General features: G+C 71.5%; 13 protein-coding genes. 8 read left to right on the forward strand and 5 right to left on the reverse strand.

Annotated elements, in window-relative coordinates:
• Positions 1-67: 67 nt before the first annotated feature.
• Together AC27IY_RS02075 and AC27IY_RS02080 are read right to left on the reverse strand one after the other, a co-directional pair.
• Positions 68-859, reverse strand: coding sequence for an SAM-dependent methyltransferase (locus AC27IY_RS02075; protein WP_423445027.1), 792 nt, complete (start codon positions 857-859; stop codon positions 68-70).
• 57 nt (positions 860-916) lie between these two features.
• Positions 917-1,681, reverse strand: a complete 765-nt coding sequence (locus AC27IY_RS02080) for a PP2C family protein-serine/threonine phosphatase (RefSeq protein ID WP_487176941.1) — start codon at positions 1,679-1,681, stop codon at positions 917-919.
• A 362-nt stretch (positions 1,682-2,043) separates the two neighbouring features.
• Here AC27IY_RS02080 and AC27IY_RS02085 point away from each other — a divergent pair, with 362 nt between their 5' ends.
• Genes AC27IY_RS02085 through AC27IY_RS02095 form a run of 3 tightly spaced genes read left to right on the forward strand, consistent with a single transcriptional unit; the run spans position 2,044 to position 4,999 of the window.
• A complete protein-coding gene (locus AC27IY_RS02085; RefSeq protein WP_487176942.1) occupies positions 2,044-3,198 on the forward strand; it encodes a sensor histidine kinase in 1,155 nt (384 codons plus the stop codon).
• Positions 3,195-4,328 carry a hypothetical protein gene (locus AC27IY_RS02090; RefSeq protein ID WP_487176943.1) on the forward strand — a complete coding sequence of 378 codons (1,134 nt, stop codon included), beginning with the start codon at positions 3,195-3,197 and terminating at the stop codon, positions 4,326-4,328. Before AC27IY_RS02085 ends, AC27IY_RS02090 begins: the two co-directional genes overlap by 4 nt.
• Positions 4,283-4,999 (forward strand): response regulator, encoded by a 717-nt coding sequence (locus tag AC27IY_RS02095; RefSeq protein ID WP_423445024.1) that lies wholly within the window; start codon positions 4,283-4,285, stop codon positions 4,997-4,999. The genes AC27IY_RS02090 and AC27IY_RS02095 overlap by 46 nt, the downstream gene beginning before the upstream one ends.
• 55 nt (positions 5,000-5,054) lie before the next feature.
• Here AC27IY_RS02095 and AC27IY_RS02100 read toward each other — a convergent pair whose 3' ends face one another.
• Entirely contained in the window at positions 5,055-5,633 is a 579-nt protein-coding gene (locus AC27IY_RS02100) for a Uma2 family endonuclease (protein WP_487176944.1), read from the reverse strand.
• 253 nt (positions 5,634-5,886) lie between these two features.
• On the opposite strand from AC27IY_RS02100, the gene AC27IY_RS02105 reads away from it, so the two are divergent.
• The gene (locus tag AC27IY_RS02105; protein ID WP_423445022.1) at positions 5,887-6,552 is read left to right on the forward strand and encodes a lytic polysaccharide monooxygenase auxiliary activity family 9 protein; all 666 of its coding nucleotides are present in this window, start codon (positions 5,887-5,889) and stop codon (positions 6,550-6,552) included.
• A 65-nt stretch (positions 6,553-6,617) separates the two neighbouring features.
• Here AC27IY_RS02105 and AC27IY_RS02110 read toward each other — a convergent pair whose 3' ends face one another.
• Positions 6,618-6,920, reverse strand: a complete 303-nt coding sequence (locus AC27IY_RS02110) for a hypothetical protein (protein WP_487176945.1) — start codon at positions 6,918-6,920, stop codon at positions 6,618-6,620.
• Positions 6,921-7,161: 241 nt separating this feature from the next.
• Positions 7,162-7,344: a hypothetical protein gene (locus AC27IY_RS02115; protein ID WP_487176946.1), complete on the reverse strand. Its 183-nt coding sequence runs from the start codon at positions 7,342-7,344 to the stop codon at positions 7,162-7,164.
• Positions 7,345-7,600: 256 nt separating this feature from the next.
• Between AC27IY_RS02115 and AC27IY_RS02120 the strand changes: the two genes are divergently transcribed.
• The 4 genes from AC27IY_RS02120 to AC27IY_RS02135 all read left to right on the forward strand — a co-directional run bounded on the left by AC27IY_RS02120 (position 7,601) and on the right by AC27IY_RS02135 (position 11,323).
• Positions 7,601-8,224 carry a hypothetical protein gene (locus AC27IY_RS02120; RefSeq protein ID WP_487176947.1) on the forward strand — a complete coding sequence of 208 codons (624 nt, stop codon included), beginning with the start codon at positions 7,601-7,603 and terminating at the stop codon, positions 8,222-8,224.
• A gap of 118 nt (positions 8,225-8,342) precedes the next feature.
• The gene (locus AC27IY_RS02125) at positions 8,343-8,804 is read left to right on the forward strand and encodes a hypothetical protein (protein WP_487176948.1); all 462 of its coding nucleotides are present in this window, start codon (positions 8,343-8,345) and stop codon (positions 8,802-8,804) included.
• A gap of 250 nt (positions 8,805-9,054) precedes the next feature.
• Positions 9,055-10,122 (forward strand): C45 family autoproteolytic acyltransferase/hydrolase, encoded by a 1,068-nt coding sequence (locus tag AC27IY_RS02130; protein ID WP_487176949.1) that lies wholly within the window; start codon positions 9,055-9,057, stop codon positions 10,120-10,122.
• Between the two features lie 52 nt (positions 10,123-10,174).
• On the forward strand, positions 10,175-11,323 hold the full coding sequence (locus AC27IY_RS02135; RefSeq protein WP_487176950.1) for a CaiB/BaiF CoA transferase family protein: 1,149 nt from the start codon (positions 10,175-10,177) through the stop codon (positions 11,321-11,323).
• The last annotated feature ends 69 nt before the right edge of the window (positions 11,324-11,392 follow it).

Genomic DNA, 11,392 nt, shown 5'->3' on the forward strand with positions numbered 1-11,392 from the left:
CCGGCCGGGCCGGCGGCAGGGACCAAAGTCCCTCGTATCGGGTCCCTTCAGCCCAATCGGGGGAGGATCACCGCTTACGGCCGACGCCGCCGTACATCCAGGCGGGCTCGTCGGGGAAGAGCGGGGTGTCGTGCCACTCGGAGACCGCGACGAGGCCCGGCTCCACCAGGTCGAACCCGTCGAAGTAGCGGGCGATCTGCTCGCCGGTGCGCGGGGTGCGGTGCATGGCCTGGTGCGCGGTGGCGGCCAGGTAGTCCTCGGCCGTCCGCGGCGGCACGAGATCGAGCGTGAGGTGGCTGAGCACGAGGTAGCCGCCCGTGGGGAGGGCGTCGGCGTACGCCTTGACCAGCCCGGCCGGGTCGTCGGCGTCGGAGATGTGCATGAGGATGGCGACCATCATGAGCGCGACCGGCTGCGAGAAGTCGATGATCTCGCGCACCTCGGGATGCTCCAGGATGGCGGCGGGATCGCGCACGTCCGCCTCCAGGTAGGCGGTCCGCCCCTCCTCGGTGCTGGTCAGCAGTGCCCTGGCGTGGGTCATCACGATCGGGTCGTTGTCGACGTAGACCACCCGCGACTCCGGCGCCTCCGCCTGGGCGACCTCGTGGGTGTTGCCCTGGCTCGGGATGCCCGTCCCCAGGTCGAGGAACTGCCGCACGCCCAGCCGCGTCAGGTGGCGCACCGCGCGGCCGAGGAAGGCCCGGTTGTTCCTGGCGCTCTCGCGTACGCCCGGCACCGCCGCCATCGTGGCCTCCGCGACCCGGCGGTCGGCCTCGAAGTTGTCCTTGCCGCCCAGCCAGTAGTCGTAGACGCGGGCCGAGTGCGGGATGTTGGGGTTGATGCCAGGTGGTGCGCTCATGCCGGAAAATCCTAGATCAAACGGCTCGTCCGGCGCGGCTACTCCCGGCGGACGCCCTCATACCGTCACGAAGTCGGCGATGACCACCGTCGCGTCCTCCTTCGGCTCGACCGCGGCGAGCTCGTCGTAGAGCCGGTCCAGGCACGCGACGGGCGAGGCGCTGCCGGTCAGCAGCTCGGTCACCCGTTTGACGCCGAGCGCCTGCACGACGCCGTCCGACATCATCACCACCCGGTCGCCCGGCCGCACCGCGACGGCGCCGACCTCGGCGTCGATCCCGGCGGGCCGGCCGAGCGCGCGCAGCGGCGGCCCGTCGTCGAAGGAGTGCGACGTGGTGAGCGGCGCGGGCGTCCCGCCGCGCGGGCAGTGCCAGATCGCGCCGTTGCCGACGTGGGCGAAGCGCAGGCGCGGGCTCTCCCCGCCGTCCAGCACGATCAGGTCCAGGCTGCTGGCCAGGTCGCTCATGGCCGGGTTGCGTAACGCGGCGTCGCGCACGGCGCGATGCGCGGCCTGGACGTAGTCGTCCAGGTCCTGCTCGCGCGGGCCCCCGTGCTGCGGACGTCCCGCGATCACGGCCGCCAGCGCCAGGGTGGCGGCCACGTGGCCCGCCTCCGGCCCGGTCCCGCCGTCGGCCGTCGCGACCAGCCGCTCCTGGATGACGTACGCGTCCGACGGCCGCCCGCGCGAACCCTCGAACGTGCCCCCCACCGCCACCAGCCGTGGCCTGGTCACCGGCATGCCCGGCGGCCACTTCCCGCGCCTGCCCTGCACGTTCATCACCGACAGGCATCCGATCAGTATCGAGATCACGAAGAACGTCATGAGGTCCTCTCCCGCCGCGCCTTCGCGGCACCCGCAAGTAGACGCTCCTGCCACACCGGACGACTGACGGCCGATCAGCCGTCGTAGCGATATGACGGCCTATAACAGCACATGTCGGCATGACGGCTGATCGACCGTCATGCCGGGAAAAGCGGCCCGGAGCAGGGTGTGGAGGGGCGGTGCACCCCGCATCGCGCCGGCCCGAGGACGAACAGTTATGCGACCCATGACCCCGAACACCGCGACGGCCGGGGATCTGCCTTACCGGTTCTCCGGAAGAACCCGTTACGTATCCTTTTTGCCCACCTTGAACTGCGTTATCGTGAGACCCGTCTTGTGCTCCCATCGTGTGCGGACGGCCCATGTCTCACCCCCGCTCCACGAGGTACGACTCCGCGACCCGGCAGTTGGAGAAGGCCACCGCCAGAACGGCCGCGGGCGCGCGCAGCGCGGTGGGCGCGGTGGCGGTGCTCGCGGCCTCCTTCGGCGCCGTCCCGCCGGTCTCACTCTCCTGGCTGGTGCCGCTGCTGGCGGTCCACCTCGCCCTGACGGCCGGCTTCACGCGGGTGTGGTGGCGTACGGAGCTGGTGCCGCGCCGGCTGGTGGCCGCTGATGTGGCCGTCACGCTCGCGCTCTGCCTCGCCCAGCGTTTCGTGGTCGCCGAGGAGACCCTGGACAGCGGAGCGAGCTGGGTGTCCGGGCTGGTCACGATGACGATCATCCTCGCCGCCGTCTCCTGGCGGCCCGCGCTCGCCGTGCCGGTCGGCCTCGCCGTCGCCGGGGCGTTCGCGGCCGGCGTGCGCCTCGCCTCCGCCACCCAGGACGTCGTCGCGCCCACCGGCGTCCACCTCGTGCAACTGCTCGCCATCGTGATACTGATGACGCTGCTGCGCCGCTCGTTCGCCGACATCGACGCCTTCCTGGAGCGCAGCGTACGCGCCGAGATCACGCTCATGGTCGAACGGCTGCGCCGCGAGGACCAGCTCAAGCAGGTCGGCAGCATCCACGAGACCGCGTTGCACACGCTGGGCATGGTCGGGCTCGGCACCTACGACCGGCCCACGCCCACGCTGGCGGCGCAGGTCCGTACCGACCTCGCGGCGTTGGAGAAGCTGCGCGACACCCCCGGCGGCGACTCCGCGCCGATCGCGCTCGACGCCCTCCTCGACGAGGTCGCCGGACGCGTCGACGGCCTGGACGTACGCACCAGCCTCGTCGCCGAGACCGTGCCCGGCGAGGTCGCCGAGCGTTTCGCCCGCGCCGTCACCGAGGCCCTGGCCAACGTCGCCCTGCACGCCGGCGTCCACGAGGCCGAGGTCGTCTCCACCCGGCGCGGCGGCGAGATCGTCGTGGAGGTCGCCGACAGCGGGCGCGGCTTCGACCAGGACCGGCTGCCGCCCGACCGGTTCGGCGTGCGCGGCTCCATCCTCGGCATGATGCGCTCGCTGCCCAACGGCGGCGCCCGCATCTCCTCCAGCGCCCAGGGCACCCGCGTCAGCCTGTGGTGGCGGCCATGACCGAGGAGATCGAGCAGGTGGCCCAGCGCTACGCCCGCTACACCGCGCTCGGCGCGGCCGTCATCACGGCCGTCTGGCACCTCGGCTACAACCTGACCGTCACGCTCACCGGCTGGCAGTCCTTCCGCCTGCCCTGGCTGAACCTCGCCGCCTGGCTCGCCTACGCCGCCGTCTTCGCCGTCGCCCTGCGCTCGCTGGCCCGCGACTCGCACGGCCCGTCCAGGATCCGCGAGCTGGCCGTCGCCGCCCTCTCCCTGGACGTCGCGGTGATCGCCGCGCTGCCGCCCCACGAACTGCTCGGCATCAACGACTGGGCGTGGGGCTCGGTCGGCTGGATCGGCGTCATGCTGGTGTGGGGCCGGCCGGGCTGGCGCCGCGAGCTGATCGCCTTCCTCGCCGGCAACGCCGCCATCATGCTGGCCGCCATGGCCGTCACCGGCACCCTCGACCGCGTCGCCGTCTCCAAGTACCTCGTCGTCATCGTCGGCGGCATCACCATGCAGCTCGGCTACGCGTGGGGCTGCCACCTGCTGCGCGCCCGCGCCGAGGACGCGGTCGTGCTGGCCCGCCGGCTCGCCGCCGACGACGCCCTGCGCGAGTCCGCCCAGCGCATCCACACCGACCGGCTGCGCAGGTACGCCGCCATCCGCGACGTCGCCGAGGAGCTGCTGCAGCAGCTCGCCGACGGCGCCGACCCCGGCGACCCCCGGGTGCGCGACGACTGCACGGCCGGCGCGATGCGGCTGCGCCGGCTCATCACCGAGCGCGAGGACGTGCCGGACGAGCTGGTCTCGGCGCTGCGCGAGCGCATCGAGGCGGCCGAGCGGCGCAGGGTGATGGTGACGGTGCCGCCGTTCGGCGAATTCCTGCCCCTCCTGCCGGACGGCGTACGCGAGGACCTGCTGCGGGCCCCGGTCCAGGCGCTCGACGGCGCGCGGACGCGGGCCCGCGTAACGGTGTCGGCCATGTCCACGATGGTGAGCGTGGCGGTCGTGGCCGACAACGACGACCTGCCGATCAGCCACACCCCCGTGCGCGAGCCGAGCGGCGTGGTCGTCACCTATCAGCGGCAGGGAGGGGAGGTATGGGTCAACAGCATCTGGCAACGGAGCCCTGTGCCGAGCCGGTGACGGTGGCCCTGGTGGAGGACCACCAGGTGGTGGTGGACGGGGTGCGCTCCTGGTTCGGGCCGTCGCCCGGCCCGGTGGCGCTGGTCGCCCAGGGGCCCACCATCGAGGCCGTCGCGGGAGTGACGGCCGACGTGCTGCTGCTCGACCTCAACCTCAACGGCACGATGGTCATCGACCGGGTCTCCGAGCTGTGCCAGGGCGGGCAGCGGGTCATCGTCTTCTCCGAGCACGAGGAGCCCGAGACGGTGCGCGCCGTGCTCGACGCGGGGGCCTCGGCCTTCATCGGCAAGGGCCGCGCCACCCGAGAGTCGTGCCTGGAGACCATCATGAAGGTCGCCGCCGACCGGCCCACCGTCACGCCCCCGATGGCCCAGGCCATCGCCACCGACGAGCGCCCCCACCGGCCGCAGCTCTCCGACAAGGAGCGTGAGGCGCTGCTGTTCTGGTTCCAGTCGATGTCGAAGGCGTCGGTGGCGGCCCGGATGGGCATCAAGGAACGGACCGTGCGTCAGTACATCGACCGGGCCCGCGTGAAGTACGCCGCCGCCGGCCGGCCCGCCCCCACCAAGGAGAAGCTGCTCGTCTGCGCCATCCAGGACGGCCTCATCCAGCCCGACGAGGTGACCATCTACACGTCGCTGGCCGCCCGCACGTCTCCCGAACCCCACTGAAACGCCTGGCCTCGGTCCTTCCGGCAGGAGGGGGCCGGCAGGGCCGAGGTCCAGGTCACGCGGCGAACGCGGCGGGGTCAACAGCCAGGGGGAAGGGCCGGCTCAGCTCGGCGACGGATCCGGCCTTGTATATGGCGGGCGGTCCGTAGGCGTCGCCGTCGAGCTCGTACACGTAGAGCGCGGGCCCCTCGTCCGGCTCGACCCGCCAGTAGACCGGGATGCGAGCCTGCGCATAGGCCGAGGTTTTGAGCCCTTCGTCACGCATCTTCGTGCTCGGGCTGCCAACTTCGACGGCGAGCAGGAGGTCGTCAGGGCCGAACATGAGCCCGACCGCGTCCGTCACTTCACGTGGCACGACGACAATGTCGGGAATGTAGTAGTCCTTGTCGGTGAGGCGCAGGTTCACCGTCGTCAACGTCTCCAAATGCGGCGGCTCCGCCTGCATCAAGGCACGCATGACCCTGCTGATGATGCGCTGGTGCAGGGGGGTGGGGGCTGGACTCACCAGAAGGCTCCCATTGAGAAGCTCGTAGCGGTTGCCGTCGGCGGGGAATTTGAGGAGGTCGTCGACCGTGTACGGGGGCGCAGTGGGAAGGACTACTGCGCGCTTCGTGCTCGGCTCGATCGTCGCCATCGCGGTCACCCACCCAGTATCGGGAATCTCGCCTCAGCTCACATGCTACTTCCCCGAAAATCCTCACTCTCAGTCATTGATTCGTCACGTTGAAAGTTTCACCTAGTTGGAAAGCCCTTTCCGCTGCTCATCCCCGGTCGCCCCGCACCTGACAAGCGTGCTCACTTGGTAGCGGTCGGCACGGTCAGATAACGTCCGGCCAGGAGCGCTCCTCGCCACCGGAACCCCCCGACCGGAAAACGGAGACCGCACTATGCCCCGAGTCGCACCGAACCGCTGGGCGCTGCGCGCCCTGGCCCTGCTGATGTCCCTGGCGATGATCGTCGTCGTCCCGATGGCCGAGACCGCCTCCGCGCACGGCTCGGTCGTGGACCCGGCCTCGCGCAACTACGGCTGCTGGCTGCGCTGGGGCAGCGACTTCCAGAACCCGGCCATGGCCCAGCTCGACCCGATGTGCTGGCAGGCGTGGCAGGACAACACCAACGCCATGTGGAACTGGAACGGCCTCTACCGCGACAACGTCGCAGGCAACCACCAGGCCGCCATCCCCAACGGTCAGCTCTGCAGCGCAGGCCGGACCCAGGACGGCCGCTACCGTTCCATGGACACCCCTGGCGCCTGGACGGCGGCGGCCATGAGCAGCACCTTCAACATCCGCCTCACCGACCAGGCCAGGCACGGCGCGGACTACATCCGGGTCTACATCACCCGCCAGGGCTACAACGCGCTGAACACGCCGCTCGGCTGGAACCACCTGGAGCTGATCAAGGAGACCGGCAGGTACGCCCCCAGTGACACGTACATGATCAACGGGATCAGCAAGGGCTCGCGCACCGGCCGCCACGTCGTCTACACGATCTGGAAGGCCTCACACATGGACCAGACGTACTACTTCTGCAGCGACGTCACGTTCAGCTGAGCCTCCCCGCCCCTCGGCACGACTGCCCGCCGGGCGCGCTCCGCCGCGCCCGGCGTCCGTGCTTCTCACTCTTGGACGCACCCGCACGGGGCCGTGACCAGCGTCCCGGCCTCCTCGTCCACGTGCGCCACCGTCCGCGCGCCCAGGCAGGCCCGGCAGCCCAGCGCAGCCGCGACGTACGGGTCCGTCCACACCTTGTGCTTCCAGGCCGGCGGCGGCGCCGGGGGCGGCATGGTGCCACGTTCGGCCGGCTCATTCGATCCGCCCACCTGGCCGCGGCCACCGCAGAACCGGCACGCGAGGAACAGCGGGCCGAGCGACTGGCCGCGTTGGCCGCCGCACTCGGGGCAGACGATGGGATCCGTCACCTACGGCCGGTCCCGCTGCACGTCGTGCACTGTACCCATCTGCGTTCCTGGTCCTTGTTGCCGTTGAGCTCCATCCACTCGCCGCCCGCGCCGAGGCAGGTCCGGCAGATCGGAGGTTCGTCATCCTCGCTCTTGCCCATACCCGGACGGTAGCCGAGCCAACGCGCCCCGTCTGTCACTCGAGTGGGAGGGAGCCTGTATCGAGCCGGGTTCGGCAACCCCTGGCCCCGTCATTGACGGGTCACTGCCTGGTGAACGTCCACCGGCCGTCAGCGTGAACACCGACCAGGACCGTGCCATCCGGAAGCAGCACCTCGCCCCGGTAGGAGCCGATCTCGTTGACGAGCGTGTCCTGGTCCGTGCCGCCGTAAGCGTGCACGATGAAGTTGCTGCTCCCCGAGTGGTCAGCCTTCACGGTGGTCAAGCCCTCGCTTCTCGGCGACAGGCGCAGCACTTCGTCCCCGCGGCCGCACACCCGATCACCCGTCGAAGGCCGGACAGCTCGGAGGCCGCTCCTTGGGTCGCCCCAAAAGTAGCCCTGCTACCCGACCGGGGCAGGTGCGTCCTCTGACGCCTTGCAGCATGCCTGACAGTCCCGTGACACTTCCCGACAGTCGTGCACCACCCCTCCGCGTGGCGCGTCCTACCCCTCCCATGCCCCTACTCCCCAGGAGCCCCTCATGCGTCTTCGCTTACGCGCCCTGGCCGCTTTGACGGTTCTCTCCGCCGCGTTCTTGGCCACCCCACCCGCCCAGGCCGCGTCCACCCTCACCGCGACGGCGGCCACCTACCGGGGCGAGGGTGACGACGTCGTCCGCATCCCGGCCACGTCGGTGCCCAGCATCGTGAAGGCCACCTACCAGGGCGAGTCCAACTTCATCGTGTGGGCGCTCGACAGCAGCGGCAAGCAGGCCGCTCTTGTCGCCAACGCCGTCGGAGACTACAAGGGCACCCGCGCCTTCAACACCATCGGCACGCGCAAGATCCGCTCGTTGGAAGTGACCGCCGACGGCGCGTGGACGCTGCAGGTCCTCCCGATCACCAAGGCCCGCTCCTGGTCGATCAATGTCAAGGGCACCGGGATGGACGTGCTGCGACTCGCCACGCCCACCAGGGCAGCCCGCCCGATCACCCTCCGGCACCAGGGCGAGTCCAACTTCATCGTGTGGTCGGTTGACGCGCGCGGCCGATCCACGAAGCTGCTCGCTAACAAGATCGGAAACTACCGGGGCCGCGTGATGCTCCCGGCAGGCACCCGCTACGCCACCATCGAAGCGGACGGCACCTGGTCGATCGCCCGCTGATCCAAGGTCGGAGAGAGGATTCGAGTCGGAGGCGCGACGTCGTACGCGGTGCGTAGCGGCACGGCTACTTTCACCGATGCACTCAGTGGTCTCGAACCACAACTGACACGGAGAACCCATGCGCCTCCTGCGAACCGCCGTCGTCCTCTCGCTCGCCGCCCTCCTGGCAGCGTGCGCCGGCAGCACCACGGACAAGGACGCCGCCGCTGTCGTGACCGCTCTCGCCGAACAGGGACTTCCGGTCAAGCTGAGCGTCGCCTACGACGAGAGCACCGACCCCAACCACCTGCTCGGACGGCCGAACGGATACGCCTCCAAGGCCGCCTTCACCGACTCCCGTATCGACGCCTCCCAAGTCGTCGGCGACAAGGGAGACGTCGGTCTGGGCGGCGGAGTCGAGGTGTTCGACGACGCGGCCACCGCCGAGAAGCGCGCTGAGTACATCAAGGCCGTCGCCACAGCGCCGATGCTCGCCGAATACACCTACATCGCCGGGAACGTCGTGGTGCGGGTGTCGAAGCACATCACGCCCACCGACGCGAAGGCGTACGAGGAGGCGCTCGCCAAGATCGTGCAGTGAGGTAGCGGCCGCCGGCAGGAGCGGTCAGACGAGCGACCCGCGCCAGCGTCGGGTTCCATGGCTCGTTCAAGACCACGAAGTGATCGAATGTCGCCTCGACGCTCGGATCAATGCACGGGCGCCGGCAGGCATAAGCTGTGCCCGCTGGGGTCAGGGTGTCGCGAGAGGTTGCCGGGTCGCCGCGCGGGGTACTGGCATTGGCGTTCACTGCCGAACCGCCCCCCGGCTCGCCCGACCTGATGGACCGTTCATGACCTTTCCCACGTTCGTCTCCACCGAGCAAGACCCCCGCGCCCGCGGCAAGGAGCTCGGGGCGGTCCGGCGCGCGGCCGTCACCGCCAACTTCGCCGGCTACGCCGAGTTGTTCGCCGCCGCCGGGGCGGGTGCGTCGCGGGTGCGGGCGTGGGGGGAGCGGGCGCTGGACAGCAGTGCGGCCTGGGCGCCGCGGCTGGCTGAGGAGATCGCCGGGATCGCGTCCGGCGCCGGGCTGGAGCCGTGGCAGGTGGCCGTGGTCAACGCCCGTACGGAGATCCTGGCGGCCGTGGACGGGGGCGGCGAGGGGGAGTGCTCGACGTCCGTCGTGCTGCCCCGTGACGGGAGCGCGCCGCGGACCGTCCAGACCTGGGACTGGCACGACCATCTGCGCGACGCGCCCATGCTGTGGGAGCTGGAGCCGTTCGCCGGGCACGTGGTGCGTACGTTCACCGAGGCCGGCGCGCTGGCCAAGATCGGGGTGAACACGGCCGGGCTCGGCATCCACTTCAACCTCCTGCGTCACCGCTCCGACCACGCCGGCATCGGCGTGCCGGTGCACCTGATCGCCCGCCGCATCCTGGACGAGGCCGCCACCGTCGAGGAGGCCGCGGCCCTCGCCCGTTCGGCCACGGTCTCGGCCTCGACCGTCATCACCGTCGTCACCGCGCGGGCCGCGGCCTCGATCGAGATGTCCCCGGCCGGGGTGGCCGTCGTGCCGAGCGGCCCGGACGGCGTCCTGCAGCACTGCAACCACTTCCTCGACGCGGCCCTCGCGGAGGAGGAGCGGCACTCCAGTGACCGGCCCACCACGTACGAGCGGCTGCGGCACCTCAGCGCGCACGTCGCCGGGCTGAGCGCGGCGGACCCGACCGCCCGCGCCCGCGCCATGCTCAGCCACGCCCCCGGCCACGCTCCCGTCTGCGCGCACCCCGACCTGACCCAGCCGATCCACCAGCGGTGGGAGACGCTCGCCACGATCGCGCTCGACCTGCCGGCCGCGCGGCTGCGGGTGCACCGGGGCGGGCCGTGCCAGGTGGCGGAGGAGACCTGGCAGCTCTTCTAGCGGGCGCCCCGGTACGAACCGGGCGGTGCGCTCCGGTTAGGGTGCGTTGACCATGGACGTTCCGGAGGGCGCCCTCGACGGGCTGCTGGTGGCCGACTTCAGCCGGGTGCTGGCCGGCCCGTACGCCACGATGCTGCTGGCCGACCTCGGGGCCGAGGTCGTCAAGGTGGAGCGGCCGGGCGCCGGGGACGACACCCGCGAGTGGGGGCCGCCCTACGGGCCGGACGGCGAGGCCACGTACTTCCTGGGGGTCAACCGCAACAAGCGCTCCATCGCGCTCGACCTGCGGGCGGACGCCGAGGTGGCGCGGGCGCTCGCGGCCCGCGCGGACGTCCTGGTGGAGAACTTCCGCCCCGGCACCATGGACCGGCTCGGCCTCGGCTACGACGCGCTGCGCGAGCTCAACCCCGGGCTCGTCTACTGCTCCATCACCGGCTTCGGCTCCGGCGCCGGGGCCGGGCTGCCCGGGTACGACCTCATCGCGCAGGCCGTCGGCGGCCTGATGAGCGTCACCGGCGACCCGGACGGCCCCGGCACGAAGACGGGCGTGGCGCTGGTGGACGTGATCACCGGCCTGCACGCCGCGCTCGGCGTCATGGCCGCCCTGCGCCACCGCGAGCGTACGGGAGAGGGGCAGCGCGTCGAGGTCTCGCTGCTGTCGTCGCTGCTGTCGGCGCTCACCAACCACGCCTCCGCGTACGCCGCCGCCGGCGTGGTGCCGCGCGCGATGGGGAACCGGCATCCGAGCGTGGTGCCGTACGAGGTGTTCGAGACCGCCGACCGGCCGCTCGTGATCGCCGCGGGGAACGACCGCCAGTTCCAGGCGCTCTGCCGCGTGCTCGACCGCCCCGACCTGGCCGCCGACCCCCGCTACGCGACCAACGCCGGCCGCGTCACCGCCCGCGCCGAGCTGGTGGACGAGCTCAACGCCGCGCTGCGCGGCCGTCCTGCGGACGCCTGGTTCGAGCTGCTCACGGCCGCCGGGGTGCCGTGCGGGCCGATCAACGACCTGTCGGCCGCGTTCGGGCTCGCCGCGGACCTCGGCCTGGAGCCCGCCGTGGACCTCGACGGCGTCGGCCAGGTCGCGAACCCCATCCGCCTCGCCGCGACCCCGCCCTCCTACCGCCGCCGTCCGCCCGCCCTCGGCGCGGACGAGGCGTGGGTGCGCGCGCTCCTGGAGGGCGATCCGGGCCGCGAGTAACGCCGGGCGCGCGTCGGCGGATGTTCTCCATAATCGGCCCGATATTCGGCGCGGTCTCCGAGACGGATG

It is taken from the genome of Nonomuraea sp. B208, from assembly GCF_057536035.1.

Coding starts and splice junctions, on each gene's coding strand:
- AC27IY_RS02120 (WP_487176947.1), top strand. CDS start 7,601: ATGCGTCTTCGCTTACGCGCCCTGGCCGCTTTGACGGTTCTCTCCGCC.
- AC27IY_RS02095 (WP_423445024.1), top strand. CDS start 4,283: ATGGGTCAACAGCATCTGGCAACGGAGCCCTGTGCCGAGCCGGTGACG.
- AC27IY_RS02105 (WP_423445022.1), top strand. CDS start 5,887: ATGCCCCGAGTCGCACCGAACCGCTGGGCGCTGCGCGCCCTGGCCCTG.
- AC27IY_RS02100 (WP_487176944.1), bottom strand. CDS start 5,633: ATGGCGACGATCGAGCCGAGCACGAAGCGCGCAGTAGTCCTTCCCACT.
- AC27IY_RS02075 (WP_423445027.1), bottom strand. CDS start 859: ATGAGCGCACCACCTGGCATCAACCCCAACATCCCGCACTCGGCCCGC.
- AC27IY_RS02090 (WP_487176943.1), top strand. CDS start 3,195: ATGACCGAGGAGATCGAGCAGGTGGCCCAGCGCTACGCCCGCTACACC.
- AC27IY_RS02135 (WP_487176950.1), top strand. CDS start 10,175: ATGGACGTTCCGGAGGGCGCCCTCGACGGGCTGCTGGTGGCCGACTTC.
- AC27IY_RS02080 (WP_487176941.1), bottom strand. CDS start 1,681: ATGACGTTCTTCGTGATCTCGATACTGATCGGATGCCTGTCGGTGATG.
- AC27IY_RS02085 (WP_487176942.1), top strand. CDS start 2,044: ATGTCTCACCCCCGCTCCACGAGGTACGACTCCGCGACCCGGCAGTTG.
- AC27IY_RS02130 (WP_487176949.1), top strand. CDS start 9,055: ATGACCTTTCCCACGTTCGTCTCCACCGAGCAAGACCCCCGCGCCCGC.
- AC27IY_RS02125 (WP_487176948.1), top strand. CDS start 8,343: ATGCGCCTCCTGCGAACCGCCGTCGTCCTCTCGCTCGCCGCCCTCCTG.